Origin of the sequence: Geodermatophilus bullaregiensis (genome assembly GCF_016907675.1) — a bacterium.
In the GTDB taxonomy this organism is placed as follows: domain Bacteria; phylum Actinomycetota; class Actinomycetes; order Mycobacteriales; family Geodermatophilaceae; genus Geodermatophilus; species Geodermatophilus bullaregiensis.
Genome location: NZ_JAFBCJ010000001.1, coordinates 2,070,099 through 2,095,752, shown reverse-complemented (window position 1 = coordinate 2,095,752; position 25,654 = coordinate 2,070,099). Strand labels below are relative to the sequence as shown.

Here is a 25,654-nt window from a genome sequence, read left to right as displayed (position 1 = left end):
GTGCCTGGGCGCTCCCTGTGAGGTCCCTGTGCGCCCTCCCTCAGCCGGCGGGGGCCATGGCGCGGCCGCGCCGCCAGTAGCCGATCGCGTGGTGCTGCGCGCGGGAGAGGCCCCAGCGGCCGCGCAGGTCGGCGCGCACGGCCCGGACGGCGGCGGACTCCGCGGCGACCCAGGCGAACAGGTCCTCGCCGTCGGGGCGCTCGAGTGCGGCGACGGCGTCGGCGAGGAGCGTGCTCTCCCCCGGGGGCGTGTCCCCGCGGTGCAGCCAGCGGACCTCGACCCCCGCCGGTGCGGTCAGGGGTTGCTCCTCCTGGGGGCCGGCGACCTCGACGAGGGCGAGCCCGCGGGTGGCCGGGCCGGCCGCGGCCAGGATCCGGCTGATCGCCGGGAGCGCCGTCTCGTCACCGGCGAGGAGCAGCGTGCCGGCGGGGCGCTCGCCCAGCGGCCCACCGCCGGCCACCGCGAGCAGCGCCCCCGGGGCGGCGGCGGCCGCCCAGGCGGCAGCCGGGCCGTCCCCGTGCAGCACGAAGTCGATCTCCACCTCGCCGCGGTCCGGGTCCTGCCGGCGGGCGGTGTAGCTGCGCAGGCTCACCCCGTGCGCGCCGGCCGGCCACACGATCCGGCCGTCACGGGCGACGACCGGCCAGCGCGGGTCGGCATCGCCCACCCGCGGCACCAGCAGGTTCACCGTGGGTCCGGCCGCCGCGACGGCGTCCGGACCGCCGGACAGCACCACCCGGCGCACCGAGGGGGTGACGTCGGCGACCGAGACGACGGTGAGGACGTCGACGGGACGCGGGTCCCCGGGGAGCGAGGCGCCGGCGGCATCGGTCACGCGGCGAGCGTAGGGACCGGCCCCGGCGCGGGCCGACCCGGCCGACCCCGGGGGAATGAGGTCGACCGGGCCGGCGATCGAGGACGGAGTACTCACTGTCAGTCACCTCTGCTCGACTCTCAGCAGGAGGTTCTCCCGGCGGCGCCCCGTCACCGTGCACGCTACGTGACCACCGGCAGTCCGCCACTGCCCGACCGGGTGATCATCCCTCTCGCAGGGGTGATCTGGGGCCCTCCCCCGCCTGCCGCGCTGCCCGGGTCCGCGCCATGTGTGCCTCTCCCGCGGGACGGGCACCGGGGGAGGACGCGATCCGAGACGAGGGAGGACGGGGATGGCCGACGACCTGAGGAAGGGTGACCACGTCACCTGGAAGAGCCACGGCAGCGAGGCCGAGGGCGAGGTCACCAGGAAGATCACCGAGGAGACCGAGGCCGGCGGGCGCACGGTCAAGGCCAGCCCCGACGAACCGCAGTACGAGGTGAAGAGTGACAAGAGCGGCAAGACCGCGGTGCACAAGCCCTCGGCGCTGCACGAGAAGTAGGAGGCGACCGTGAGCGAGGCCGACGACCAGTTCGCCGGGACGTCATCGCGCAGCAACAAGCACAGCCCCCGGGTCGACGAGGAGCTCGAGCACGAGATCCAGGGGATGCTCAAGGCCGACCGGTCCACGCGGGCCGAGGAGTGGCGGGAGGTCGAGCCGGTCGCCGAGGGCGAGCCCGACATCGCCTCCGACCCCGCCGGCACCCTCGTCGGCGGGACGCCGGTGGGGATGGACCACGACGCCGTCGTGGCGCGTGCGGAGATCGCGCGCTGGCTCGTCCGCGCCGACTTCCCCAGCAACGGCCCCGACCTGGTCGAGGCAGCGATGGACCACCGGGCGCCGGACGCGGTGATCGACGAGCTCCGGCGACTGCCCGAGGGTCAGACCTACGAGCGGGTGGGCGACGTCGTCCGCGCGCTGGGGTACCCGACCGAGACCTGACCGGCCGGGCGGGGGAGGGGGCTCAGGAGCCGGTGCGCTCCTGGGCCCCCTCCTCGTCCTCCTCGTTCTCGGCGATCTCCTCGGCCCCGCGCCGGCGGAACAGCTTGGAGCCCGGGAAGCCCTTCACCACCTGCCGCAGGTCCTGCATGGTGTCGACCAGGTCGTGCACGTCGGTCCCGACGCCCTCGAGCGAGGACAGGACGGGGATGACGGTCTGGTCCAGGCTGTCGACCAGGGTCGGCAGCCGGTCGACCAGCGTGACCAGGGCCTCGACCTCGTGCGGCTCCAGCGTGTCCGCCAGCCGGTGCACCGTCGGCGCCAGCCGGGCCAGCGGCTCCTCGTAGCGGCCGAGCAGCGGGTCGATCCGCGCGACCAGTCCCTCGGCGCCCCCGATGGCGCCCTCGGCCCGCCCCACCGTCGCCTCCGCGCGCTCCACGGCGCCCCGCGACCGGTCGATCGTGGTGCCGACCGCCTCGATCGCGGCGTCGGACCGCTGCCGGGTCTGCTCCATCGCGGTGACCGCGGCGTCGGCGCGGGTCTGGGTTTGTGCGACGGCGTCGATGGCGCGGTCGGCGCGGGTCTGGGTCTGGGCGACGGCGTCGATGGCGCGGTCGGCGCGGGTCTGGGTCTGGGCGACGGCGTCGATGGCGCGGTCGGCGCGGGTCTGGGTTTGTGCGACGGCGTCGATGGCGCGGTCGGCGCGGGTCTGGGTCTGGGCGACGGCGTCGATGGCGGCGTCGGCGCGGGTCTGGGTCTGGGCGACGGCGTCGATCGCACGGTCGGCGCGGTCCTGGGTCACGCCCAGGGCCGAGATGGCCGCGTCGGCCTTCTGCTGCGTCTCGCCGATGGCGCTCATGGCCCGGTCGGCCGACTCGAGGGTGGTGCTCGCCCGGTCCAGCAGGCCGTCGGCGCGGCCGACCACGCCGTCCACCCGCTCGAGCAGGCCGTCGAGCCGGTCGACCGCCGCCGCGAGCCGGGGCACCAGCGCGAGGGCCTCGGCGACCCCGCCGCGCAGGCTCTCGACCGCGGAGAAGACGTCGGACGGACCGGGGATCGACGGCAGCCTCACGGGCCGACGCTACGTCCCGACGCAGCTCACCGCCCATCCGGCGAGCCGACGACCCACCGGCCGAGGAGCGGGGGCGGGGTCGCACCGGCGGGTCCGGCGTCGCGTTCCCGCTCCTGCGGTCCGCCGGTCGTATCGTTGTGTGCTGCCGCGCGTGCGGGGCGCAACGGCACGGACACGACGATGGGATGTCGACACCGGTGGGGGACGAGCGCGGGCGGGACGGCCGGGCCGACGGCCACGGCAGGCCGGCCGACCCCGGGCCGATCACCGTCGAGCAGCTGATCGCCCGCTCCGGCAACGCCAGCGGCCGCCGCGCGGCCCGCCGCACCGGCGAGGTGCCCATCCCGCTCGGCCCCGGTGAGTCCCTGCCCGCCCACCGCGGTCCCCTCCCGCCGGTCCCCGGCGAACGGCCCACGCCGTCCTCCCTGCACAGCGGGGCGGCACCGCACGGCGACGCCGCCCCGCGCCGCGGCCTGCCCCCGGTGCCCGGCGGCTCCCCGCGACCCGAGCCGCCCGCCCCGCCGGCCGTGCCGCCCGTCGCCGGTCCGGTGCACCGCTCGCAGCCCGTCCCACCGCTCCCCGGCGGTGTCCGGTACTCCGCGCCCGTGCCGCCGCTGCCGGGCGGGCCGGGCGGTGTCCGGTACTCCGCGCCCGTCCCGCCGCTGCCGGGTGGCCGGCCAGGAGCACCGCTGCCGCAGCACCGGTCGGTGCCCGTCCCGCCGATCCCCGGCCTGGACGCCCCCGCGATGTCCGGTGCCGGCAGCACCCGCCGCCCGGCGCTGGACCGCCGCGCGGCCCGCCGGGCGGCGCGCAGCCCCGGCCGGCGCCGGCTGGTCCGCGCCGCGCTGGCCCTCGCCGCGCTGGTCGGGCTGGTCGTCGCCTACCACCTGGGGCTCTACGTCCACGTCGACCGCGACATCGCCCGGGTGGCCGCGCTGGCCCCCGACGGACCCGAGGTCATCGCCCCGACGCTGCAGGAGGGCGCGACCACCTACCTCGTCGTCGGCACCGGGCTGCCGGGCGCGACCGGTCCGGCGTCGGTGACCACGCTGCTGGTGCACGTCGCCTCCGGCGGCGACCGCGCCGTCCTGGTCAGCGTGCCGCCGACGGCGCTGGTCGACACCCCCGGCTGCCGCACCGCCGACGGCGGCGAGCGCGATCCGGTCTCCGAGGCATTCGCCGCCTCGCTGCTGGCCGGCGGACCGGCCTGCACGGTGCGGGCGGTGCAGCAGCTGACCGGCCTGCGGGTGGACCACTACCTCGCCGTCGACCTGGGCCGGCTGCCCTCGATGGTCGACGCGATCGGCGGGGTGAGCGTCTGCCTGCCCACCACCACCGAGGCCGTCGCCGCCTCCGCCCGCCCCCTGCCGGCGGGCACGTCGGAGCTGACCGGCGCACAGGCCGGCCAGTACCTGGCCCCCGGTGACGCCGGCTCCGACGTCACCGGCGCTGCCGCGGCCGAGCGGGCCCAGCTGCTGCTGTCGGCCACGCTGCGCTCGGCCATGACGGTCGGCACGCTGAGCAGGCCGTGGGAGCTGGCCTCCTTCCTCACCCGGGCCGCCGACGCGCTCACCGTCGATCAGCAGACGACCCTGGGCGACCTGCGCACCCTCGCCGGCGCCCTCGGCGACCTCGAGGCCGACGCCGTCCAGCGCGCGGCCCTGCCGGTGGCCCAGGTCGGCTACGTGCCCGCCGGCTCCGACCAGGCCCACGTGCTGCTCGACGGCGCCGGCGTCCGGACGCTGTTCGACACGGTGATCGAGGACAGCGCGGTGCCCGCCGAGCTGGCCGCCACCGCCGTCGCGGCGGCCACCGCCGCGGCGGACGCGCCGGCCGTCGACCCCGCGGCAGCGACCGGCGCGGAGCAGCCCGCGGCCGCCCCCGCCGCCCAGCCGCTCACCGTCGCCCCGTCGGGCACCACGGTCGACGTCCTCAACGGCACCGCCACCGCCGGGCTCGCGGCCACCGTGGCCGACCAGCTGCGGCAGCAGGGCTTCGTCGTCGGCGAGGTCGGCAACGAGCGCGGCGTGGTCAACCAGACCGTCGTCCGCCACGGCCCCGGCGTCCTCGAGCAGGCACGCACCGCCGCCGCCGCCGTCCCCGGCGCGGTCCTGCAGCCCAGCGACGCCATCGGCGACAGCGTGCAGCTGGTCCTGGGCCCGGGCTTCTCGGGCGTCGTCCCGGTCCAGGTCGCCGCCCCGGCGCCCCCCGCAGCGGCCACCCCGGCCGCCGACACCCCGGCCGCCGGAACCGCTCCCGCGGCGAGCGCCGCCCCCGTCAGCTGCAGCTGAGGAAGGCCTGCCCCGGGTGGCCCGCCCTCAGCCGAAGCGGCCGGAGATGTAGTCCTCGGTGGCCTTCTGGTCGGGGTTGCTGAAGATCTTCTCGGTCGGGTTGAACTCGATCAGCCGGCCCGGCTGGCCGACCCCGTTGAGGTTGAAGAAGCCGGTGGACTCGCTGACCCGCGCCGCCTGCTGCATGTTGTGCGTGACGATCACGATGGTGAAGCGGTCCTTGAGCTCGGTCATGAGGTCCTCGATCGCCAGGGTGGAGATCGGGTCCAGGGCCGAGCACGGCTCGTCCATCAGCAGGACGTCGGGCTCGACGGCGATGGCGCGGGCGATGCACAGCCGCTGCTGCTGACCGCCGGACAGGCCCGAGCCGGGCCGGCCGAGGCGGTCCTTGACCTCGTTCCACAGGTTGGCGCCGCGCAGCGAGCGCTCCACGATGTCGTCGGCCTCGGACTTCTTCATCCGCCTGTTGTTCAGCCGGTTGCCGGCCAGGACGTTCTCGTAGATCGACATCGTCGGGAACGGGTTGGGCCGCTGGAACACCATGCCGATCTGGCGGCGGACGTCGACCGGGTCGACGTCGGCGCCGTAGAGGTCCTGGCCGTCCATGACGACCTTGCCCTCGACCCGCGCACCCGGCAGCACCTCGTGCATGCGGTTGATCGAGCGCAGGAAGGTCGACTTCCCGCAGCCCGAGGGGCCGATGAGCGCGGTGATGCTGCGCGGCTCGATGGCGACGTTGACGCCCTCGACCGCCAGGAAGTCGCCGTAGTAGATGTTGAGGTCGGAGACCTCGATGCGCTTGGCCACGTGCGTGTCCTCCGTGTCAGTCGGTCAGCGACCGGTCGTGGGAGCGAAGAAGCGGCTGATCAGGCGGGCGACGACGTTGAGCGCCATGACCAGGATGATGAGGACCAGCGCTGCCGTCCAGGCCCGGTCGAGGAACGCCTGGGTGTCCGTCCCGGGCTGGGTCAGCTGGTAGTAGGCGAACACCGGCAGGGTCGCCATGCGCCCGTCGAACGGGTCGAGGTTGGTCCCGGTGACCAGGCCGACGGTGACCAGCAGGGGCGCGGTCTCGCCGACGACGCGGGCCACCGCCAGGGTGACGCCGGTGCCGAGACCGGCGATCGCGGTCGGCAGGACGACCTTGACGATCGTGCGCCACTTCGGGACGCCGAGGGCGTAGCTGGCCTCCCGCAGCTCGTTGGGCACGAGCTTGAGGACCTCCTCGCAGGAGCGGACGACGACCGGGATCATGAGCACCGAGAGCGCCACGGCGCCCATCACGCCGAGCCGGACGTCGTTGCCGAACAGCAGGGTGAACAGCGCGAAGGCGAACAGGCCGGCCACGATCGACGGGATGCCGGTCATGACGTCGACGAAGAAGGTGATGGCCCGCTTGAGCCGGCCAGTGCCGTACTCCACGAGGTAGACGGCCGTCATCAGGCCGATGGGCACCGAGATCACCGTGGCCAGCGCCGTGATGACCAGCGTGCCGAGGATGGCGTGGTAGGCGCCGCCGCCCTCGCCGACCACCCGGAACATCGAGTTGCTGAAGAACGTCGCGTCGAAGCGCGCCAGGCCGTTGTCGAGCACCGTGTAGACCAGCGACACCAGCGGGACCATCGCGATCGCGAAGGCGGTGGTCACCAGGCAGGTCACCAGCCGGTCGGTCGCCTTGCGGCTGCCCTCGACGACGCGGGTGGCGACGTAGACGGCGATCGTGCCGAGGACCGCGCCGTAGACGGCGGTCAGCACGATGCCGGAGCCGCTCAGGGCCGACAGGAGGGCACCCAGCACGATCCCGCCGAGGTAGAGGGCCGGCACGGCGTACCGGGGCAGCCCGCGGCGGCGGCGCACCGGGCCGTTCGCCACCGCCGCGGCGGTGGCCGGGACCTGGGTCTCGGTGCTCATCAGTTGGCTCCGGAGAAGTCGGCGCGCCGGTCGACGATCCAGCGGGCGAGCATGTTGACCGCGAGCGTGATGACGAACAGCACCAGGCCGCTGGCGATCAGCGTGTTGACCCCCAGGCCGGTGGCCTCGGGGAACCGCAGGGCGATGTTCGACGCGATCGTCGAGGGGTTGGAGTTGCCGATCAGGTTCAGCGTGGCCCCGGCGCCGCCCGACAGGACGATCGCGACCGCCATCGTCTCGCCCAGGGCGCGGCCCAGACCCAGCATCGCGCCGCCGATCACGCCGGACTTGCCGTAGGGGAGCACCGCCATCCTGATCATCTCCCAGCGGGTCGCGCCCAGCGCGAGCGCCGCCTCGCGGTGCAGCGCCGGTGCCTGGCTGAAGACCTCCCGGGAGATGGCCGAGATGATCGGCAGGATCATCACCGCGAGCACCAGGCCGACCGTGAACATCGTGCGGCCGCTCGTGGAGGCGGGGCCGGCGAAGAACGGGACGAAGCCGAGGGTGTCGGCCGCCCACACGTGGAAGGGCACGAGCGCCGGCGCCAGGACCGCCAGGCCCCAGAAGCCGTAGACGACGCTGGGGATGGCCGCCAGCAGGTCGATGACGTAGCTCATGCCGGCCGCGATGCGCCGCGGGGCGTAGTAGGTGGTGTAGAGGGCGATCGCCACGGCGAGGGGCGTGGCGACCAGCAGTGCGAGCACCGCGCCGAGCAGGGTGCCCAGGACGAGGGGGCCGACGTAGCTGCCGAGTCCCTCGCCGCCGGGGACGTCCCCCGCCGGGGCGGTGAGCGCGGGGATCGCCTCGCTGACGAGGAAGGCCGCCACCCCGGCGAGGACCAGCAGGATGAAGACGCCGGAGCCCTTGGCGGTGCCGGCGAAGATGCGGTCACCCGGCCGGCGGACGGTCCGCTGCGGCCTGGGCTCGGACGGGGCCTTCGTGGCGCTCACCGCTGCTCCGTGGGGTCGATCAGGTGGGTGTCGGGTGCCCGTCTCGGGCGGCGCGGTGGCCCGGGGCGTCGTCCGACGCTCCCGGGCCACCACCGGTCGGTGCGGATCAGCCGGCGCTGATGGCGTCGACCGCGGTCTGGGCCTGCTCGCGCAGCGTCTCCGAGATCGGGGCGTTGCCGGCGTTGTCGGCGGCGGCCTGCTGGCCCTCCTCGCTCACCACGTACTGCATGAAGGCCTGGACGTTGTCCGCGGTCGCCTGGTCGTCGTAGGTGACGCAGCCGACGTGGTAGCTCACCAGGACGACCGGGTACTCGCCCGATCCCTCCGTCAGCCGGTTGACCTCGACGGCGAAGTCGTACTCGCCGCGGCCCTCGACGGCCGGGCTGTTCTCGACGACGGCCGCCGCGGACTCCGGGGTCGGGGCCACGAACTCGTCCCCGACGGCCACGTTGACGACGCCGAGGTCGCCGGCCCGGCTGGCGTCCGCGTACGTGATCGCGCCGGCCGTGCTCTCCACCACGCCGACGACACCGGAGGTGCCGTTGGCCGCCTCGCCGCCGGGCAGCGGCCACACGCCGTCGGGCTCGGAGGTCCACACGTCACCGGCGGCCTGGAACAGGTAGTCGGTGAAGTTGTCCGTCGTGCCCGAGTCGTCGGCGCGGTGCACCGGGGTGATGGCCTGGTCGGGCAGCGTCGCGCCGGGGTTGTCCGCGGCGATGGCCGGGTCGTTCCAGGTGGTGATCTGGCCGGTGAAGATGCCGGCGATCGTGGCGGGCCGCAGGTCCAGCTCGTCGACGCCCTCGAGGTTGTAGACGACCGCGATCGGCGAGATGTAGTTCGGCAGCTCGAAGACCTCGCCGCCGGCGCAGCGCTCCTGCGCCGAGGCCAGCTCCTCCTCGTCGAGCGCGGCGTCGGAGCCGGCGAAGTCCGTGGCGCCGGCGATGAACTGCTCGCGGCCACCGCCCGAGCCGACCGGGTCGTAGGAGAAGTCCACGTCGGGGTGCTCGCCCTGGAAGCCGGCCTGCCAGGCCTCCATGGCGGCCTGCTGGCTGCTCGCGCCGGCGCCGACGAGGTCGCCGCTGAGCTGCTCGGCGCCCTCGGCGCTGCCGCCACCACCCCCGGAGGAGGACTCGGACTCGTTGGCCGCCCCACACGCGGCGAGCGCGAGGGTGCTGGCCAGCGCCGTGGAGAGGACGGCGGCGCGCGACCTGGTGCTGAGCTTCAACCCAGTGCCTTTCGAGAGGAGGAGCCCGGACCTCGCTGCCGGGCACGGCGGGATCGACGAGGGGGACGGTAGGCAGCGCAGGTGGCCGGTCCCGGGTCGCTCGGTGAACGGCCGGTGAACGGCCGCTGAGCCCTTCCCGACCGGGTGAGAACGCCGTCACAACCGGTCGGTGAACGACCGCGTGTCAGGTGGCGGACCCGTCCCCAGCAGGGTCCCGCCGCCAGCAGGCGACGTGCCGGACCAGCCCCCGGAGAGGGGCCTCGCTCAGGGGACGCGCCGCCAGGAGACGTCGACGGCGTACCTGCCGAAGCCGCGGCTCTCGTAGAGGTGCACCGCGGCGGCGTTGTCCTCCTCCACGTAGAGGAGCACCTGGTCCAGCCCGCGGCCGCGCAGGTGCGCCAGGCCGAGGTCGGTGAGCGCGCGACCCAGGCCCAGGCCCTGCGCGGTGGGGTCGATGCCGAGCACGTACACCTCGCCGACCGCGTCCGGGCCGGCATCGCCGGGCGGGTGCACCTTGGTCCAGTGGGACCCGAGCAGGGTGCCGCCGGCGTCGGGGTCGCCGCGCCAGGCCAGCAGGAAGCCGGCCGGGTCGAACCAGGGCTCGGCCTCCCGCAGGTGCAGGTCCTCCGGCGTCCACGCGCCCTGCTCGGGGTGGGCGGCGAAGGCGCGGGCGTTCACGCGCAGCCACGCCCCGTCGTCCCGGCCGGGCCGGAAGGCGGCCACGTGCACGTCGTCGGGCAGCGCCGGGCGGGCATCGAGGTCGTCGTCGGTGAGGGGACGGCGCATCTGCAGCAGGACCCGCGCGCGGGTGTAGCCGCGGGCGGTGGCCAGCGCGGTCGCGGCCGGCAGGTCGCCGTGCGCCCACACCCGCAGCGGCCGGCCTGCGGAGAGCTCCTCGAGCCGGGTCAGCAGCGCCGCGCCGACCCCGCGGCCGCGGGCGCCGGGGGCGACGACCAGCTCGGCCTCGGCGTCGTCGGAGGACCCGGGCGGGCCCAGCTCGAGGCGGGCGTAGCCGGTCAGCACGCCGTCCTCGGTGGTGGCGACGACGTCCTGGCCGCCGGGCGGACCGCCGTGCTGCAGGCGCAGCTCGGCCTCCTCCGACAGCGGGCGGACGCCGTCGGCCGCAGCCGCGGCGCGCAGCAGCGCGAGGACGGCCGCGGTGTCCGCGGGGTCGAGCCGCCCGGGGTGACGGACGGTGGGTGCGCTCAGGGCAGGGGGGTGGTGCTGCGGGCGGGACCGGCGACGGCCTCGCCCGACCGCTCCGCCTCGGCGCGCGCCGCGGCGGCCGTGGCGTCGGCGACCTGCTGGTCGAGCTTGTAGCCGACGTTGCGCACGGTGCCGATGAGCGCCTCGTGCTCGGTGCCGAGCTTGGCGCGCAGGCGGCGGACGTGGACGTCGACGGTGCGCGTGCCGCCGAAGTAGTCGTAGCCCCAGATCTCCTGCAGCAGCTGGGCGCGGGAGAAGACTCGGCCCGGGTGCTGGGCGAGGTACTTGAGGAGCTCGAACTCCTTGTACGTCAGGTCCAGCGGCCGGCCGCGCAACTTGGCCGAGTAGCTGTGCTCGTCGATGACCAGCTCACCGGCCTGCGTGAGGCCGCCGTCGACGCCGTCGGCCGGGGTGGTGGCCGCGAGCCGGCGAGCGGTGGCCCAGCGCAGGCGCGCGTCGACCTCGGCGGGGCCGGCGGTGTCGAGCAGGACGTCGTCGACGCCCCAGTCGGCCGACAGGGCGACCAGCCCCCCCTCGGAGAGGACGGCGACCAGCGCCGAGGCCACCCCGGTGGAGGACAGCAGACCGCACAGCGTGCGGGCCTGGACGAGGTCGTGGCGGGCGTCGACGAGGACCACGTCGCCGGAGTCGCCGTCGAGCAGGCTGGACAGCTCGGGGGCCACCACGCGCACCTGGTGTCCGAGCAGGCCCAGGGCGGGCAGCACCTCGGTGGTGGCCTGACGCGCCGCGGTCATGAGCACGAGTCGCATGTCGTCTCCTCGGGGAGGGCATCGACGGCGCTGTCGAACCGAGACCGCAGGATAGCCGATGGGTTCCGCGCCCGAGCCGCGACGGCCGGTCACGACTCCGGAACGGTCCGTGCCGAGGCCGGGACACGCGCACCGCGCCGCTCGTCGAGCGCCGCGCGGGGGGAGGCGTCTGCGACGATCGGGTCACAGCGGGACCCCGCGGCGCCGCCGCGCGGACCGCCGGCCCGGCGAGGAGGGTGCGTGACGACGGCGCTGGACGACCGGGCCGGCACCCGGGCCCTCCACCTGGGCTCCGCCGTCGCCGTCGCGGTCGCCACGGCGCTGCTCGTCCTCGTGCCGGGCCTGGTGGGGGAGCACGGCCGGCCGGCCGCGGTGTTCCTCCTGCAGGTCGCGCTGGCCGCCGGGTGGGTCCTGGCCACCGGCCCCTCGGGTGCGCTCGGGGTCGTCGTCCTGGCCCTGGCGGCCGCCGTCGGCGCCGATCTGCTCGTCGCCCTCGCCGACCGGCCGGGCCCCGGGGTGCTGCTCGCCGTCGCGGGTCCGGCCCTGCTCGCCGCCGTGCTGCACCAGATGCTGCGCCGGCCCCCGCGGCGCGACGTGGTGGGCTCCCTGGGCAGCACGGCGCTGCTGGTGACGGCCACGTGCGCGCTGGCACTGCTCCTGCTGCCCGAGGTCGCGGGGGACACCGGGGACCCGGTCGGCTCGCCGCTGATCGTGGTGGGCGCGGCCCTGGCGGCCGGTCACCTGGTGGACGCCGTGCTGCCCCGGCCCGCGGTCGCGGACGGGGTCGCCCGCGGCGTGCCGGGCCTGCTGCTGGCGCTGGCCGCCGGTGTCGCCGTCGCCCTGGTGGACAGCGGCGCCGGCGACCTGGTCGACGTCCTCTCCGGGGTCACCACCGGCCTGGTGCTCGGACTGGCCGCCGCGCTGGCGGGACTGGCCACCTCCTTCGCCCTGACCGACGCCCTGACCGGTCCGGACGCCGACGCCGACGGCGCCCGGCCCGCCGCCGGGCTGCTCGTGGCGGCGGCACTGCCGCTGGCCCTGTGCGCGCCGGTCCTGCTCGTGCTCGCCGTCGCCTGACCGTGCGCGCGGTCCTGGGGGTCCTCGTCCTCCTCGTCGTCGTCCTCGGCGGGGTCGCGCTGGTGGCCGACCCGGTCGCCGAGGGGATGGCCGAGGACCGGGTCGCCGTGGCGCTGCAGGACGCCGGGGCCCTCGCCGGCACGCCGCAGGTCGACATCACCGGCTGGCCCTTCCTCACGCAGGCGGTGGCCGGCACCTACGACGAGGTGCGCATCGGGCTGACCGCCGCGGACCTCGGCCAGCCCGAGGGCACCCGCGCCGACGTCACGCTGCGCGGTGTGCACGTGCCGCTGTCGGACGCGCTGTCCGGCTCGGTGCAGGAGGTGCCGGTCGACCGCGTCGACGGGACGGCGACGCTGTCCTACGCGCTGCTGTCGCGGGAGCTCGGCGCCGACACCACCCTCGAGCGGGCCGGCGACGGGCTGCGGGTCACCCGCACCGTCGAGGTGCTCGGCTACACCGTGCCGCTCACCGCGGTCGGCGGTGTCGTCCTCGAGGGCGACGAGCTGGTCATCGAGGTCGAGGACGCCGAGGCCGCCGGCGTCGGCGTGCCCGACTTCGTGGTCGACCGGGCCGTGGCGCTGCTGGACCTGCGCTACCCGGTCCGGCTGCCGTTCGGCCTGCAGCTGACCGGCGTCACCCCCGCCGACGACGGCGTCGACGTGGCGGCCCAGGCCACGGACACGGTGTTCCGCCCCTCGTGATGCGGGAATGAGCGGCGTCCCGGCCCGGTTGCGGCCGGGGATGAGCGGGACCGGAGTGCTGGTGCTCGCCGCGGCGCTCGTGCTCACCGCCGTGGCGGCCTGGTGGCTGCGCACCCGCGACGGGCGGCTGCGCGCCGCGCCCGACGAGGCGGAGGAGGACGGCGTGGGACCCACGGCGGTGCTCGAGCGGCTCGGCGTCCGACCCGGCGACGCCGAGCTGACCGTCGTCCAGTTCTCCACCGCCTTCTGCGGGCCGTGCCGGACCACCCGCGCCCGGCTGCAGCACCTGCGGGACACCCGACCGGGCCTGGCCTACGTGCACGTCGACGCCGAGAGCCACCTCGACGCCGTCCGCGAGCTCGACGTCCGGCGCACGCCGACGCTGTTCTACCTGGACCGGCAGGGACGGCTGCTCGGCCGCAGCAGCGGCGCGCTCCGCCCGGAGGACCTCGGTGCCCTCGTCGACGCGCACACGGGGGCCCGGCCGTGATCGGCTACCCTCGCCCCGTGGGCACCCTGCTGACCTCGCGCCGCACAGTGGACCTGTGCCGCGTCGGCAGCTGCCTGTGTCGCGCTTCCTGAGGGCGGCCCCGCTCCGCCCAGACGTGCCCCCGCCGCCGTCCGGAGAGCCCCTCTGATGCCCGACACCCCCGCGCGCACGGTCGACGTGCGCGGCCCCCGCTTCGCCGCGTGGGTGACCAGCGCCGTCCTCGTCCTCGTCCTGCTGCCCGCCAGTGGCCCGCTGGCCGCGGTGCAGGCCGCCGTCTTCGCCGTCGGCGCCGCCGCCGGCCTGCGGTACGCGCCCTACGCGGTGCTCTTCCGCACCCTGGTCGCCCCGCGGCTGGGCCCGGCGCGCGAGCGCGAGCCCGAGGCGCCGGTGCGCTTCGCCCAGCTCGTCGGCCTCGTCTTCGCCGCCGTGGGCGCCGCCGGGTACCTCGCCGGGGCGCCGCTGGTCGGCGCCGTCGCGACCGGCCTCGCGCTGGTGGCGGCCCTGCTCAACGCGGCCACCGGCTTCTGCCTGGGCTGCGAGCTCTACCTCACCGTCCGGCGGGCCCGTCCGGCCCGCACCACCTGATCGTCCGCACACCCACCACAGGGAGGAACACCCCCCATGAGCCGCACCGACGTGCTCGTCACCGCCGACTGGGTCCAGGACCACCTCGGCGACCCCGGTCTCGTCCTCGTCGAGGTCGACGAGGACACCAGCGCCTACGACGGCGGCCACCTCGAGGGTGCCGTCAAGCTGGACTGGAAGAAGGACCTGCAGGACCCGCTGCGCCGCGACTTCGTCGACAGGGGCGCCTTCGAGGCCCTGATGTCCTCCCGCGGCATCGGCAACGACGACACGGTGATCCTCTACGGCGGCAACAACAACTGGTTCGCCGCCTACGCCTACTGGTACTTCAAGCTCTACGGCCACCGGGACGTCAAGCTCATGGACGGCGGCCGCAAGAAGTGGGAGCTCGACGGCCGCCCGCTGTCCAAGGACCCCGTGGAGCGCCCGGCCACGCAGTACACGGCCCAGGACCCCGACCTGTCGATCCGCGCCTTCCGCGACGAGGTCGTCGCCTCGATCGGCTCGAAGAACATCATCGACGTCCGCTCGCCCGACGAGTTCTCCGGCAAGATCCTCGCCCCGGCGCACCTGCCGCAGGAGATGGCGCAGAAGGGCGGGCACGTCCCCACCGCCAAGAACATCCCGTGGAGCAAGGCGGCCAACGAGGACGGCACGTTCAAGAGCGACGAGCAGCTCGAGGCGCTCTACACCGAGCAGGGCTTCGACGACAGCCTGCCGACCATCGCCTACTGCCGCATCGGCGAGCGCTCGAGCCACACCTGGTTCGTGCTGCGCGAGCTGCTCGGCAAGAACGACGTCAAGAACTACGACGGCAGCTGGGTCGAGTACGGCTCGCTGGTCGGCGTCCCGATCGAGAAGTGAGCTGACATGTGCGGAGCCCCGAAGCAGGGTGGTGGCCTGGCCGGCATCGACCTGGCCACCCAGACGGTGATCCAGGGCCAGGTGTGGCACGACGGCGCCCCGGTCGCCGGCGCCTACGTGCGGCTGCTCGACGCCACCGACGAGTTCACCGCCGAGGTGGTCACCAGCCCCGAGGGCGAGTTCCGCTTCTTCGCCGCCCCCGGCGCGTGGAAGCTGCGCTCGCTGGCCCCGGCCGGCCGCGGTGAGCGGGCCGTGTCGGCCGACGTCGGCCTGAACGAGACCACGGTCGTCCTCGCATAAGGACCCACGGCAGCGCCCCTCCCGCACTCGCGGGAGGGGCGTCGTCCTGCTCCGGGGTCCCCGGCCGGGTAGCCGGCTGCCCGGCCCGTCTCACCGGTCGGACGTCGCCCGGTGGCGGGCGTGCCAGGCCGCGGCGGCCAGCCCGGCGGCGACCGCCATCACCGCACCACCCGCGGTCGCGCCGTCGAAGCCGGCCTCGAGCGGTCCGGGCGCCCGGAGCGCCGCGGCGACCCCGGCCACGGCCCCCAGGGCGAGCAACCCGCCCCACACCGCCCAGGCCGTGCCGCGCAGGTCGTCGGGCCGGGACGGCGTCCGGCGCCACCACCGCACCAGCCAGCAGGCCAGCACCACCGCGCCGGCCAGCGTGCTCGCGTGCTGGGCGACGTCGTAGCCGTACCAGTCCTCGCCGAGGGCGCTGCCCACCGGCGCGGCCAGGGCGGGGACGTGCCGGGGGCCCCAGCCCCACCAGTGGGTGAACTGGTCCCAGCCGACGTGCGTGGCCGCACCGACGGCCAGGGCGGCGAGGACGCCGGCGACCGCGCGCACCGACGACAGCCGGGCCCGCGGGCCGGCCGGTGCCGGCACCCGCCGGCGCAGCCCGGCCGGGGCCGCGGCGCGCGCCGGGGCGGCCAGCAGGCCGTGCCAGAGCGCCCACGCCGCGGCGCCGAGGACGACGTCGACGGTGACGACCCCCAGCACGCCGTGCGTCGGCCAGTCCGGGCGGCCGGGGAGGTAGAAGGGGAGGTCCGGCGCCAGGCTGCCGGCCACCAGCGCCGAGGCCGGGAGCCCGGTGCGCAGGAACGGCAGCACCGCCGCGGGGTGGCTCCCAGTGAACGGCACGGCTCCATCCTGCCCGGCGCGGCGGGTCCGGCGGCCGCCCGTGCGGGGGGCCGCCTACCGTGGCGCCGTGGTCGCCGGCTGGGTCCTCGTCGCGCTGTTCGCGGTGGCCGCCCTCGCCTGCCTGCTCGCCGCCCGCCGGCTGGCCCGCCCGGACCGGGACCCGCGCCGGCCGCCGGTCCCGGCGCCGCCCACGCGGTCCCCGCGGGGCCGCTGAGCCCGTCCGCGGCGAGGGGCGGCCGGGGCGCGCCGACTACCGTGGCGGTCATGCCTCCCCGGGACGCCGGCCGGTGACCGGCCCGACCGACCTGCCCGTCGCCGACACCGTCGACGTCCGCTCCGGCCCGGAGGTGGCGCCCGGCCTGCTCTCGGTGCTGCCCCTGCTGGGGGAGTGGCACGGCGAGGGGGTCGCCGCCGGGGGAGACGCCGGCGACCGCCGCTTCGGCCAGTGGGTGCGCTTCGCGCACGACGGCCGCGACTTCCTCGCCTACGAGTCGCGCACCTGGCTGATCGGCGACGACGGCCGGGTGGAGGGGCCCGGCGTCCGCGAGGCCGGCTTCTGGCGGCCGCGCGGCCAGGACGACGTCGAGCTGCTGGTCACCAGCCCCGAGGGCATCGTCGAGCTCTACGTCGGGACGGCGCGCACGACCACGAGCTGGGAGCTGACCAGCGACGTCGTGGCCCGCACCCCGGACGCGCCGGACACCACCCGCGCCGTGCGGCTCTACGGCATCGTCGAGGGGGCGCTCATGTACGCCGTCGACCGCGCCGGGGCCGACACCCCGTTGCGCCCGACCATGTCGGCCCGGCTGGAGCGGCTCCGGTGAGCGGGCCGGTGAGCGGATCGGAGCACGGGCCGGCGCGCACCCCGCGCCAGGTCGCCGACCGCTTCGTCGACGCCGTCTGCGACCTCGACCCGATCGTCGCGACGTCGCTGGGCACCCGGCCCGGCGACGACCGGCTGCCGGACCCCAGCCCGGCCGGCCTGGAGGCCGAGGCCGAGCTGGCCCGCCGCACGCTCGCCGAGCTCGACGCCGTCCTCGCCGCCGACCCGGCCCTGGCCGACGACGCGGTCGAGCGCCGCTGCGCGCGGCTGCTGCGCGAGCGCCTGGGCGCCGAGCTGGCCGCGCACGACGCCGGCGAGGGGTTCCGCGCGCTGTCCAACCTGTTCAGCCCGGTGCACTCGATCCGGCAGGTCTTCCTGCTCATGCCGACGGCGACCGAGGAGGACTGGTCCGTCGTCGCGCGCCGGATGGCCCGCGTGCCCGAGGCCTACCGCGGCTACCGGGAGACGCTGCGCGAGGGCGCCCGGCGCGGGCTCCTCGTCGCGCCGCGGCAGGTCTCCACCGTCGTCGGCCAGCTCGGCGAGTGGCTCTCCGGGCCGTTCTTCGGCGGGCTGGCCGCCTCCGGCCCGGACGCGGTCCGCGGCGACCTCGACGCCGCCGCCCGCGAGGCCGACGCCGCGGTGGCCGAGGTCCGCGACTTCCTGCGCGACGAGTACCTCCCGCAGGCCGAGGGGACGCAGGACGCCGTCGGCCGCGACCGGTACGCGATCGCCGCGCGCCGGTGGAACGGTTCCGACCTCGGCGCCGGGCAGGGGCTGGAGGAGGCCTGTGCCTGGGGCTGGTCGGAGCACCGGCGGATCCTCGCCGAGCAGCGGGCCGAGGCGCAGGCGCTGCGGCCGGGCGCCACGCCGATCGAGGCGATGCGGTGGCTCGACGAGCACGGCCCCGCGGTCGAGGGCGTCGAGGCCATCCGGCAGCGGCTGCAGTCGATGATGGACGAGGCGATCGCGGCGCTGGACGGCACGCACTTCGACCTCGCCGAGCCGGTGCGCCGCGTCGAGGCGATGATCGCGCCGCCCGGCAGCGCCGCGGCGCCGTACTACACCCGCCCGGCGCAGGACTTCTCCCGACCCGGCCGCACCTGGCTGCCCACCCTGGGCCGCGAGCGCTTCCCGCTGTGGGACCTGGTCTCCATCTGGTACCACGAGGGCGTCCCGGGCCACCACCTGCAGCTCGCCCAGTGGGCCCACGTCTCCCGCGACCTGTCGACCTACCAGACCTCCCTGGGCTCGGTGAGCGCCAACGTCGAGGGCTGGGCGCTCTACGCCGAGCGGCTGATGGACGAGCTCGGGTACCTGACCGAGCCCGGCGCCCGGATGGGCTACCTCGACGCCCAGCAGCTGCGGGCGATCCGGGTGGTCATCGACATCGGCATGCACCTGCGGCTGCCGGTCCCGGACGACGCCGAGGGCGTGCTGGCCGGGCACCGCGGGCGGCCGTGGACGCCGGAGCTGGCGCGGGCCTTCGCCGGCGAGCACCTCGGCAGCGACCCGGCCTTCCTCGACAGCGAGCTGATCCGCTACCTGGGACTGCCCGGGCAGGCGATCAGCTACAAGCTGGGCGAGCGCGCCTGGCGGGCCGGCCGGGACGCCGCCCAGCGGGCCCGGGGCGCGGACTTCGACCTCAAGGCGTGGCACATGGCCGCGCTCTCGCAGGGTTCGCTCGGTCTCGACGACCTCGAGGCGGAGCTCGCGCAGCTCTAGGCAGGACGGAGGCCGACCAGGCGGGCCAGCTCGGCGCTCACGCGGGCGAAGTAGGCGTCCGCGTCCTCGACGGAGCCGACGAGCTGGCCGAACAGCTCGAAGCTCACCGACCCGAACAGCGCGCTGTAGGCCAGCAGCGCGCGCACCCGGACGGTGTCGTCGATGGCGGGGTGGTCCTGTCCGAGGACCTCGACGGCGGCGTCGCCGAGCAGGCCGGGCTCCCGGCCGCCGCCGTCCCCGGTGACCAGCCCCGCGCGGGCCGCGTCGCCGAGGATGCGGCCGAGCACGATGCCGACCCGGGACGCGGGCGGGACGGTGTCCCGGGGTGCGGTGTACCCGGGCACGGGGGAGCCGTAGAGCAGCGCGTACTCGTGCGGGTGCGCCCGCGCCCACGCGCGCACCGCCGAGCACGCGGCCGTCCACCGCTGCTCCGGCGGCGCGGCGGCGTCGTCGGCGGCCTCGACGGCGGCCCCGAGGTCGTCGTAGCCGTCGATGATCAGCCGGGTCAGCAGGTCGTCGCGGCTCGGGAAGTAGCGGTAGACGGCCGACGAGGCCATCCCCAGCTCCCGGGCCACCGCCCGCAGCGACAGCGCGGCGGCGCCCACCTCGGCGAGCTGGCGGCGGGCGGCACCGGCGATCTCGGCGGTCAGCTCGGCACGGACGCGCTCGCGGGCGGTGGGCACGACGCCATGCTGACCGAACGAGAGCACTGTACGCAAGGGAGAGCACTGCGCTTGAGAGGACGGAGGCAGTGCGCGAGCGTCGTCCTCGGACGAGAGCACCGCTCTCGACGGAGCTCCTCAGGAGGAGACGTGGCACTGCACGTGATCGTGGGCAAGGGGCCGGTGGGCCTGACGACGGCGGAGCTGCTGGCCGACCGGGGGCACCGGGTGCGGGTGCTGTCCCGCAGCGGCGGGACCTCCACCGACCGGGTCGAGCACCGCCGGGTGGACGCGGCCGACGCCGCCGGGCTGACCGCGGCGGCCACCGGCGCCGCGGCCCTCTACAACGCCGTCAACCCGGCGTACGACCGCTGGACGACCGACTGGCCGCCGGTGGCCGCCGCACTGCTCGCCGCCGCCGAGCGCACCGGCGCCGTGCTGGTGACGATGTCGAACCTCTACGTCTACGGCCGCCCCACCGGGCCGATGACCCCGGACGGCCCGCTGGCCGCCACCGACACCAAGGGCCGGGTGCGGATCGCCATGTGGCGCGAGGCGCTGGCCGCCCACGAGGCCGGCCGCATCCGGATGACCGAGGCGCGGGCCGGGGACTTCGTGGGCCCGCAGGTGCCGGCCGGCCACTCCCACCTCGTCCGCCAGCTCCCGGCCCTGCGCCGCGGCCGCCGTGCCTGGGTGGTCGGCGACCCGGACGCGCCGCGCAGCTGGACGTACCTGCCCGACGTCGCCGCGACGCTGGCAGTGCTCGGCACCGACGAGCGGGCGCTCGGCCGGGCGTGGCACGTCCCGAGCAACCCGCCGCGCTCGCAGCGCCAGGCCCTGGCCGACCTGGCCCGGGCGATGGGGCGCCGGCCGGTGCCGGTCAGCGGCGTCCCGTGGCCGGTGCTGCGGGCGGTCGGCCGGTTCTCGCCGGTGGTGCGCGAGGTCGTCGACATCCGGCACCAGTTCGACCAGGAGTACGTCCTCGACGCCACCGCGACGACGCAGGCGTTCGGGCTGGCGGCCACCCCGTGGGACCAGGTGCTCGCGGCGACCGCCGGGGCGGCCGAGCCCGCGCGGGTCTCCGGCTAGCGCGGCTCGACCGGGTTGACCGGGTCGCTGTCGGGGGTCACCGGGTCGCCCGGCTGCGCGGGGGCGACCTCCAGCCGGGTGGCCAGCAGCGCGTCGACGGCGTCCACGCTGCCGCCGACGTAGGTGCTCATCAGGGCGGGGTCGGTGACCACGCACCAGGCCCGGTCGGCCGGCCACCACAGCGCGGCGCTCTGCTCGTGCGGCTCGGGGGCGAAGTTGGTGGCGGCCCGCTCGACGGGGCCGCGCACCAGGAGCAGGTCGACGCGGGGGAGTCGCAGCCGCGGCAGGTCGGCCGCGCCGCCGTCGTCCCAGCCGAACCAGCACTCGCGGGGCGTGCCGGTCTCCAGCGCCAGGACGGCGGCCACCTCGCCGGCGACGTGCTCGACGAGGTGGCCCTCGGCGGGGGCGTCGTTCCACACGCCGGGCTGGTCGAGCTCGCTGACGAAGTCCCAGGACCCGGTGATGCCCGGCCACTGCATGAGGCGGTGCGGGCTGGTGCCGTTGGCCGCGGCCACCTCGTCCCAGCGGACGTGGACGTCGTCGTCGCCGGCGTAGCGGACGGCGGGGTGGAACACGCGGGCGTAGGCGGGGAAGCGGGCCGGCAGGAGCGCGGCCACGGTGTCCGGGGTGGCGGCGCGGACCGCCTCGGCGATCCAGCGTCCGGCCGGTGCACTGCGCGTGGCGGTGTCCACGGCCGCTCGGCCCTCCCCGGCGGTGCGGCTGGGGACGGTCCCCAGGGACGGACGACCCCCGGGCTGCTCCACGGCGCCACCGAGGAGGCGGCTGCGCGTGGGCCGACTGGACGAGTGTCGGCGGCCCGGGGGTCGGGTGACTGTCCGGTTCTCGCTCGCCGCCGTGCGACGGACGGGCGATCAGGATGCCGGCGTTCGGGTTCCACTCCGAACGGGCGGCCCATCTGGACGGCGGCTAGCGGACAGCCACCTCACGAGTCCTGTGCGAAGTCAACGTGTCGGACCACCTCCCCTCTCGTGTACCTCGACGGTACGACGGCCCGGGGCGTTCGGCAACGACGTGGTTCAGCCGTCGGCGGACGTCCGCCGGCCCGGCCCCGGGACGTCGGGACCGTCGAGGCCGCGCTGGTAGACGTCGGGGACGTCGTCCTCGTCGGCGTCGATCTGCTCGAGCTCGGAGATCCGTCGGTACCGCCGGTTGCGCAGCCGCAGCACGACGGTGGCCAGGAGGGCCGACAGCACGGTCCCGACGAGCACGCCGACCTTGACGTGGTCGTCGCGCTCGCTGCCCACCCCGAAGGCCAGCTCGCCGATGAGCAGCGACACGGTGAACCCGATCCCGCCGAGCAGCGCCATGCCGACCAGGTCGGGCCAGCCCAGGTCGTCGGCGAACTCGGCACGGGTGAACCGGGTGACCAGCCACGTGGCGCCGACGATGCCGACCACCTTGCCCGCGACCAGGCCGACGACGATGCCGAGCGCCACCCGGTCGCCGAGGGACTCGACCAGTCCGGACAGCCCACCGACGGTGACGCCGGCCGCGAAGAAGGCGAACACCGGCACCGCCACGCCGGCCGAGATCGGGCGGAAGCGGTGCTCGAGGTGCTCGGCCAGCCCCGGCCCCGCACCCGGGCCGCCCGCCGCCTCGCTGCGCACCACCGGGACGGTGAAGGCCAGCAGCACGCCGGCGACGGTGGCGTGCACCCCGGACTCGTGCACGAACACCCAGGTGAGCACCGCGAGCGGCAGCAGCAGCCACCACGAGCGGATCCGCTTCTGCACCAGGAACCCGAAGACGGCGAGCGGGACCAGCGCCAGCGCCAGCCAGCCGGCGGCCAGCGAGGTCGTGTAGAAGATCGCGATGATCGTGATGGCCAGCAGGTCGTCGACGACGGCGAGGGTGAGCAGGAAGGTCCGCAGCGCGCTCGGCAGGTGGGTGCTGATCACCGCCAGGACGGCGAGGGCGAAGGCGATGTCGGTCGCCGTCGGGATCGCCCAGCCGCGCAGGCCGCCCGCGCCGCCGAGGTTCACCAGCGTGTAGAGCACCGCCGGCACGACCATCCCGCCGACCGCCGCCGCCACCGGGAGCGCCGCCCGGCGCGGGTCGCGCAGGTCGCCGGCGACGAACTCGCGTTTGAGCTCCAGGCCGGCGACGAAGAAGAAGACGGCGAGCAGCCCGTCGGCGGCCCAGGTCCCCAGCGTCAGGTCCAGGTGCAGCGACGCCGGTCCCACGCGGGTGTCGCGCAGCGTCTCGTAGGACTCCGCCCAGGGCGAGTTGGCCCAGGCCAGCGCCGCGACGGTGCCGGCGAGCAGCAGGACGCCGCCGACGGTCTCCTTGCGCAGGACGTCGGCGATCCGGCTGGTCTCGGCCCAGGAGCCGCGTGCGAAGACGCGGGTGGATCCGTGGGGGGCGTTCATGCGGCGGCTCCGGGGGGAGGGGTCGGGTGCGACACCGCCGACCAGACTTCCCGGCACACCGCGCGTCAGGGTATCGGTGCGCGCCCGTCGTCGCCGTCCGTGCACGGGGCCGGTCCGTAGAGTGGGCGCCGTGGACCCCCGCCCGGCACCGCCCCCGCGGGAGCGGTCCCTGCGGCCGGCGGAGCTGGCCGGCCGGCGCGTGGGCGTCTGGGGGTACGGCCGGGAGGGCCGCGCCGCCGTCCGCGCCGCCCTGGCCGCCGGCGCCGCCGGGGTGCTCGTCGCCGACAGCCGCCCGGTCGACCCCGCGCAGCTGCCCGCCGGGGTGAGCGCCACGACCGACGTCGCGGACCTCACCGGGTGCGACGTCGTCGTGCGGTCGCCGGGCATCAGCCCCTACCGGGAGGACGCCCGGCTGCTCGCCGAGCGCACCGTCGTCACCACCGGCACGGGGATCGCGCTGGCCGAGGCCGCCGGGCGTGGGGTTCCGGTGCTGTGCGTGACCGGCACCAAGGGCAAGAGCACCACCAGTGCCCTGGCCGCCGCCGTCCTCACCGCGGCCGGCCGCCCGGCGGTGCACGCCGGGAACATCGGGACGCCGCTGCTCGACGTCCTCCTCGACGGTGTCGGCGACCGGACGCTCGTCGTCGAGGTCTCCAGCTACCAGGCCGCCGCCGTCCCGGACTTCCGCGGCCGTGGCGCGCTCACCTCGCTGGCGCCCGAGCACCTCGACTGGCACGGCTCGGTGCAGACCTACTACCGCGACAAGCTGCGGGTCTTCACCGCCTGCCCCGGGCGCTCGGTGGCCGTGAGCGCGCAGGCCCGGCCGCTGGCGCAGCGGTACCTCGACCCCGCGCAGCTGGTCGACCCCGCCGAGGTGGTCCCCGCCGACCTCGCCGCGCGCCTGGCCCCGGCACACCTGCCCGGCGCGCACAACCGCAGCAACGTCGAGGTGGCGCTGGCCGCCTGCGCCCTGACCGGCCTGGACCTCGCCGCCACCGCCGACGCGGTCACCTCCGCCGTCGCCGGGTTCCGGGCGCTGCCGCACCGGCTCTCGCCCGTGGCCACCCTCGACGGCGTCACCTTCGTCGACGACACGCTGAGCACCACGCCGGTCTCGGTGCTCGCCGCCCTCGACGCGCTCGCCGGACGGCCGGTCACGCTCGTCGCCGGGGGGCAGGACCGCGGCCTGGACTACACCGACCTGGCCCGGACGTTGGTGGCCCGGCGGGAGGCCGTCGCGCTGGTCACCGTCCCCGACACGGGGGCGCGGCTGGCCGCCGACGTCCGCCGGGAGGCCGCGGGCGTCCCGGTGCGCCTGGCCGAGACGGCGTCGCTGGAGGAGGCGGTGGCGACGGCGCGCGCGACCACTCCGCCCGGCGGGGTCGTCCTGCTCTCGCCCGGCGCCCCCAGCTACAACCGCTTCCGCGACTTCGAGGAGTTGGCAGCCACCTATGAGCAGATCCTCGTCGACGCCGGCGCCGAGCGCGTCCGTGCGTCCTGAGGTCGGCCCCTTCGTCGTCGCCGGCCGGTCCCTGGACCCCGCGACCGGCGAGGCGGCCTTCACCTACCGGCTGGGGGACGACGAGTTCACCGAGCGGGTGACCCTCGACCCCGCGCTGTTGACCGGCCCGGTGCCCTCCCACGTCTCCGCCGCGCTCGACCTCGTGCACCTGGTCATGGGCACCAGCTACTACAAGCTCGCCGCGCCCGGCCGGGTCGTCGTCGAGGGAGCGGTCACCGCCGCCCAGCTCGCCGTCGCGCAGGCCGCCTACACCGACGGGCTGGGGGAGTTCGCCGCGGTCAACCGGCTGCCGGTGCCGCACCGCGTCGAGTTCGAGGCGGAGCTCTCCGAGCACCCGCCCGCCCCCGCCGCCGGCGCCCGCGGGGCGCTGCTGCCGGTGGGCGGCGGCAAGGACTCCGCGCTCGCCCTCGTGGTGGTCCCCGACGGGACCGCGCTGGCGATCAACCCGACCGGCGCGCAGCGCGACGTCGCCCGCGCCGCCGGGGTGCCGCTGGTCGAGGTCCGCCGCAGGCTCGACCCGCTGCTGGCCGAGCGCACGGCGCAGGGCGGCCTCAACGGGCACGTGCCGGTGACCGCGATCAACTCGGCGGTCTCGACGCTGGCCGCCGTCCTCGGCGGCTACGGCCCCGTGGTCTTCGCCAACGAGCGGTCCGCCGACGAGGAGACGCTCACCATCGGCGGCGCGAGCGTCAACCACCAGTACTCGAAGTCCTTCGCCTTCGAGCAGCTGTTCGCCGCGGCCGCCGCGGAGCTCGGCGTCGGCTACTTCAGCCTCACCCGGCAGCTGTCGGAGCTGGCCACGGTGGCCGCCGTCGCCGCAATGCCGCTGCGCGCCGACATCCTCAGCTGCAACCGGTCCTACACGCAGCGGCACACGGGCGGGCAGGCCGAGCAGCGCTGGTGCCTGCACTGCGACAAGTGCCTGTTCACCTTCCTGTGCTTCGCGGTGTTCCTCCGGCCGGCCGAGGCGGAGGCGATGTTCGGGGGCAACCCGCTGGCCGACCCCTCGCTGGCCGACGGCTTCCGGAAGCTGTGGGCGACGGAGAAGCCGTTCGACTGCGTGGGGGAGCGGGCCGAGAGCGCGGCGGCGATGGCGCACCTGGCGGCCAGCCGGTCCTGGGGCGACGCCCCGGTCGTGCGGCTGCTCGGGGCGGAGGCCGCCGCGGCCGCCGAGGTCACCGGCGCCACCGTCGCGCGGTTCCTCGCCCCGCGCGGCGCACACGCCGTCCCCGAGCGGTACCTCGAGGCGCTGCAGCAGGTGCTGGCCGGCTCCCGCAGCGCCGTCGCGTGAGGCCCCGTCCGGAGGCTCGCCCCGAGCGTGCGAGGGGTGAGGGGGACGGGGGCCTT

27 protein-coding genes are annotated in these 25,654 nt (G+C 76.2%); 15 read left to right on the top strand and 12 right to left on the bottom strand.

The genetic code is table 11. The annotated features are described in order from the left end of the window. Nucleotides 1-40: 40 nt before the first annotated feature. Nucleotides 41-835 carry a siderophore-interacting protein gene (locus tag JOD57_RS09900; protein ID WP_204691875.1) on the bottom strand — a complete coding sequence of 265 codons (795 nt, stop codon included), beginning with the start codon at nt 833-835 and terminating at the stop codon, nt 41-43. A 331-nt stretch (nt 836-1,166) separates the two neighbouring features. Here JOD57_RS09900 and JOD57_RS09895 point away from each other — a divergent pair, with 331 nt between their 5' ends. Continuing rightward, nucleotides 1,167-1,376, top strand: coding sequence for a hypervirulence associated TUDOR domain-containing protein (locus JOD57_RS09895; RefSeq protein ID WP_204691874.1), 210 nt, complete (start codon nt 1,167-1,169; stop codon nt 1,374-1,376). A 9-nt stretch (nt 1,377-1,385) separates the two neighbouring features. Continuing rightward, a complete protein-coding gene (locus tag JOD57_RS26795) occupies nt 1,386-1,817 on the top strand; it encodes a DUF2795 domain-containing protein (RefSeq protein WP_204691873.1) in 432 nt (143 codons plus the stop codon). Between the two features lie 22 nt (nt 1,818-1,839). Here JOD57_RS26795 and JOD57_RS09885 read toward each other — a convergent pair whose 3' ends face one another. Next, on the bottom strand, nt 1,840-2,886 hold the full coding sequence (locus JOD57_RS09885; protein ID WP_204691872.1) for a hypothetical protein: 1,047 nt from the start codon (nt 2,884-2,886) through the stop codon (nt 1,840-1,842). Nucleotides 2,887-3,071: 185 nt separating this feature from the next. Here JOD57_RS09885 and JOD57_RS09880 point away from each other — a divergent pair, with 185 nt between their 5' ends. After that, nucleotides 3,072-5,177: an LCP family protein gene (locus JOD57_RS09880; protein ID WP_204691871.1), complete on the top strand. Its 2,106-nt coding sequence runs from the start codon at nt 3,072-3,074 to the stop codon at nt 5,175-5,177. A gap of 27 nt (nt 5,178-5,204) precedes the next feature. On the opposite strand, the gene pstB is transcribed toward JOD57_RS09880, so the two are convergent. The 6 genes from pstB to JOD57_RS09850 all read right to left on the bottom strand — a co-directional run bounded on the left by pstB (nt 5,205) and on the right by JOD57_RS09850 (nt 11,239). Further along, nucleotides 5,205-5,984 carry a phosphate ABC transporter ATP-binding protein PstB gene (gene pstB, locus JOD57_RS09875; protein WP_204691870.1) on the bottom strand — a complete coding sequence of 260 codons (780 nt, stop codon included), beginning with the start codon at nt 5,982-5,984 and terminating at the stop codon, nt 5,205-5,207. Nucleotides 5,985-6,008: 24 nt separating this feature from the next. Beyond that, a complete protein-coding gene (gene pstA / locus JOD57_RS09870) occupies nt 6,009-7,088 on the bottom strand; it encodes a phosphate ABC transporter permease PstA (RefSeq protein WP_204691869.1) in 1,080 nt (359 codons plus the stop codon). Then, entirely contained in the window at nt 7,088-8,038 is a 951-nt protein-coding gene (gene pstC, locus JOD57_RS09865; RefSeq protein WP_204691868.1) for a phosphate ABC transporter permease subunit PstC, read from the bottom strand. Before pstC ends, pstA begins: the two co-directional genes overlap by 1 nt. A gap of 106 nt (nt 8,039-8,144) precedes the next feature. Next, nucleotides 8,145-9,263: a phosphate ABC transporter substrate-binding protein PstS gene (gene pstS, locus JOD57_RS09860; RefSeq protein ID WP_204691867.1), complete on the bottom strand. Its 1,119-nt coding sequence runs from the start codon at nt 9,261-9,263 to the stop codon at nt 8,145-8,147. 264 nt (nt 9,264-9,527) lie between these two features. Continuing rightward, complete coding sequence (gene mshD / locus JOD57_RS09855; protein WP_204694765.1) at nt 9,528-10,472, bottom strand: mycothiol synthase; 945 nt, start codon at nt 10,470-10,472, stop codon at nt 9,528-9,530. Beyond that, on the bottom strand, nt 10,469-11,239 hold the full coding sequence (locus JOD57_RS09850) for a winged helix-turn-helix transcriptional regulator (RefSeq protein WP_204691866.1): 771 nt from the start codon (nt 11,237-11,239) through the stop codon (nt 10,469-10,471). The genes mshD and JOD57_RS09850 overlap by 4 nt, the downstream gene beginning before the upstream one ends. A 240-nt stretch (nt 11,240-11,479) precedes the next feature. Here JOD57_RS09850 and JOD57_RS09845 point away from each other — a divergent pair, with 240 nt between their 5' ends. From JOD57_RS09845 to JOD57_RS09820, 6 genes are all read left to right on the top strand, one after another. Next, entirely contained in the window at nt 11,480-12,316 is an 837-nt protein-coding gene (locus tag JOD57_RS09845; RefSeq protein ID WP_204691865.1) for a hypothetical protein, read from the top strand. A 2-nt stretch (nt 12,317-12,318) separates the two neighbouring features. Then, on the top strand, nt 12,319-13,020 hold the full coding sequence (locus JOD57_RS09840; RefSeq protein WP_204691864.1) for an LmeA family phospholipid-binding protein: 702 nt from the start codon (nt 12,319-12,321) through the stop codon (nt 13,018-13,020). A gap of 40 nt (nt 13,021-13,060) precedes the next feature. Then, nucleotides 13,061-13,510 carry a thioredoxin family protein gene (locus JOD57_RS09835; protein WP_204691863.1) on the top strand — a complete coding sequence of 150 codons (450 nt, stop codon included), beginning with the start codon at nt 13,061-13,063 and terminating at the stop codon, nt 13,508-13,510. Nucleotides 13,511-13,657: 147 nt separating this feature from the next. Then, on the top strand, nt 13,658-14,095 hold the full coding sequence (locus JOD57_RS09830) for a DUF4395 domain-containing protein (RefSeq protein ID WP_204691862.1): 438 nt from the start codon (nt 13,658-13,660) through the stop codon (nt 14,093-14,095). A gap of 36 nt (nt 14,096-14,131) precedes the next feature. After that, nucleotides 14,132-14,959 (top strand): sulfurtransferase, encoded by an 828-nt coding sequence (locus tag JOD57_RS09825; protein WP_204691861.1) that lies wholly within the window; start codon nt 14,132-14,134, stop codon nt 14,957-14,959. Between the two features lie 6 nt (nt 14,960-14,965). After that, nucleotides 14,966-15,259 carry a DUF1416 domain-containing protein gene (locus JOD57_RS09820; RefSeq protein ID WP_204691860.1) on the top strand — a complete coding sequence of 98 codons (294 nt, stop codon included), beginning with the start codon at nt 14,966-14,968 and terminating at the stop codon, nt 15,257-15,259. A gap of 90 nt (nt 15,260-15,349) precedes the next feature. Here the strand turns inward: JOD57_RS09820 and JOD57_RS09815 are convergent, their stop codons facing one another. Further along, nucleotides 15,350-16,099 (bottom strand): DUF4184 family protein, encoded by a 750-nt coding sequence (locus JOD57_RS09815; protein WP_204691859.1) that lies wholly within the window; start codon nt 16,097-16,099, stop codon nt 15,350-15,352. Nucleotides 16,100-16,166: 67 nt separating this feature from the next. Here JOD57_RS09815 and JOD57_RS09810 point away from each other — a divergent pair, with 67 nt between their 5' ends. The 3 genes from JOD57_RS09810 to JOD57_RS09800 all read left to right on the top strand — a co-directional run bounded on the left by JOD57_RS09810 (nt 16,167) and on the right by JOD57_RS09800 (nt 18,644). After that, nucleotides 16,167-16,313, top strand: a complete 147-nt coding sequence (locus JOD57_RS09810) for a hypothetical protein (RefSeq protein ID WP_204691858.1) — start codon at nt 16,167-16,169, stop codon at nt 16,311-16,313. A gap of 73 nt (nt 16,314-16,386) precedes the next feature. Beyond that, a complete protein-coding gene (locus JOD57_RS09805) occupies nt 16,387-16,923 on the top strand; it encodes a heme-binding beta-barrel domain-containing protein (protein WP_204691857.1) in 537 nt (178 codons plus the stop codon). Between the two features lie 8 nt (nt 16,924-16,931). After that, nucleotides 16,932-18,644, top strand: coding sequence for a DUF885 domain-containing protein (locus tag JOD57_RS09800; RefSeq protein ID WP_204691856.1), 1,713 nt, complete (start codon nt 16,932-16,934; stop codon nt 18,642-18,644). On the opposite strand, the gene JOD57_RS09795 is transcribed toward JOD57_RS09800, so the two are convergent. After that, nucleotides 18,641-19,327, bottom strand: a complete 687-nt coding sequence (locus tag JOD57_RS09795; protein ID WP_204691855.1) for a TetR/AcrR family transcriptional regulator — start codon at nt 19,325-19,327, stop codon at nt 18,641-18,643. The two genes, JOD57_RS09800 and JOD57_RS09795, sit on opposite strands and share 4 nt — an antisense overlap. A gap of 129 nt (nt 19,328-19,456) precedes the next feature. On the opposite strand from JOD57_RS09795, the gene JOD57_RS09790 reads away from it, so the two are divergent. Beyond that, a complete protein-coding gene (locus JOD57_RS09790) occupies nt 19,457-20,395 on the top strand; it encodes an NAD-dependent epimerase/dehydratase family protein (RefSeq protein WP_307824585.1) in 939 nt (312 codons plus the stop codon). On the opposite strand, the gene JOD57_RS09785 is transcribed toward JOD57_RS09790, so the two are convergent. Beyond that, on the bottom strand, nt 20,392-21,087 hold the full coding sequence (locus tag JOD57_RS09785) for a hypothetical protein (protein ID WP_204691853.1): 696 nt from the start codon (nt 21,085-21,087) through the stop codon (nt 20,392-20,394). The genes JOD57_RS09790 and JOD57_RS09785 overlap by 4 nt on opposite strands. 345 nt (nt 21,088-21,432) lie before the next feature. Beyond that, on the bottom strand, nt 21,433-22,785 hold the full coding sequence (nhaA, locus tag JOD57_RS09780; protein WP_204691852.1) for a Na+/H+ antiporter NhaA: 1,353 nt from the start codon (nt 22,783-22,785) through the stop codon (nt 21,433-21,435). Nucleotides 22,786-22,915: 130 nt separating this feature from the next. On the opposite strand from nhaA, the gene murD reads away from it, so the two are divergent. Next, nucleotides 22,916-24,286, top strand: coding sequence for a UDP-N-acetylmuramoyl-L-alanine--D-glutamate ligase (murD, locus tag JOD57_RS09775; protein WP_204691851.1), 1,371 nt, complete (start codon nt 22,916-22,918; stop codon nt 24,284-24,286). Continuing rightward, a complete protein-coding gene (locus tag JOD57_RS09770; protein ID WP_204691850.1) occupies nt 24,276-25,598 on the top strand; it encodes a MurL-like N-terminal domain-containing in 1,323 nt (440 codons plus the stop codon). The genes murD and JOD57_RS09770 overlap by 11 nt, the downstream gene beginning before the upstream one ends. Nucleotides 25,599-25,654 lie beyond the last annotated feature (56 nt).

Bases quoted from the DNA above. Each gene is read 5' to 3' on its own strand.
- JOD57_RS09895 (WP_204691874.1), top strand. From the start codon at position 1,167: ATGGCCGACGACCTGAGGAAGGGTGACCACGTCACCTGGAAGAGCCAC.
- JOD57_RS09830 (WP_204691862.1), top strand. From the start codon at position 13,658: ATGCCCGACACCCCCGCGCGCACGGTCGACGTGCGCGGCCCCCGCTTC.
- JOD57_RS09835 (WP_204691863.1), top strand. From the start codon at position 13,061: ATGAGCGGGACCGGAGTGCTGGTGCTCGCCGCGGCGCTCGTGCTCACC.
- JOD57_RS09880 (WP_204691871.1), top strand. From the start codon at position 3,072: ATGTCGACACCGGTGGGGGACGAGCGCGGGCGGGACGGCCGGGCCGAC.
- JOD57_RS09820 (WP_204691860.1), top strand. From the start codon at position 14,966: ATGTGCGGAGCCCCGAAGCAGGGTGGTGGCCTGGCCGGCATCGACCTG.
- JOD57_RS09850 (WP_204691866.1), bottom strand. From the start codon at position 11,239: ATGCGACTCGTGCTCATGACCGCGGCGCGTCAGGCCACCACCGAGGTG.
- nhaA (WP_204691852.1), bottom strand. From the start codon at position 22,785: ATGAACGCCCCCCACGGATCCACCCGCGTCTTCGCACGCGGCTCCTGG.
- JOD57_RS09825 (WP_204691861.1), top strand. From the start codon at position 14,132: ATGAGCCGCACCGACGTGCTCGTCACCGCCGACTGGGTCCAGGACCAC.
- pstA (WP_204691869.1), bottom strand. From the start codon at position 7,088: ATGAGCACCGAGACCCAGGTCCCGGCCACCGCCGCGGCGGTGGCGAAC.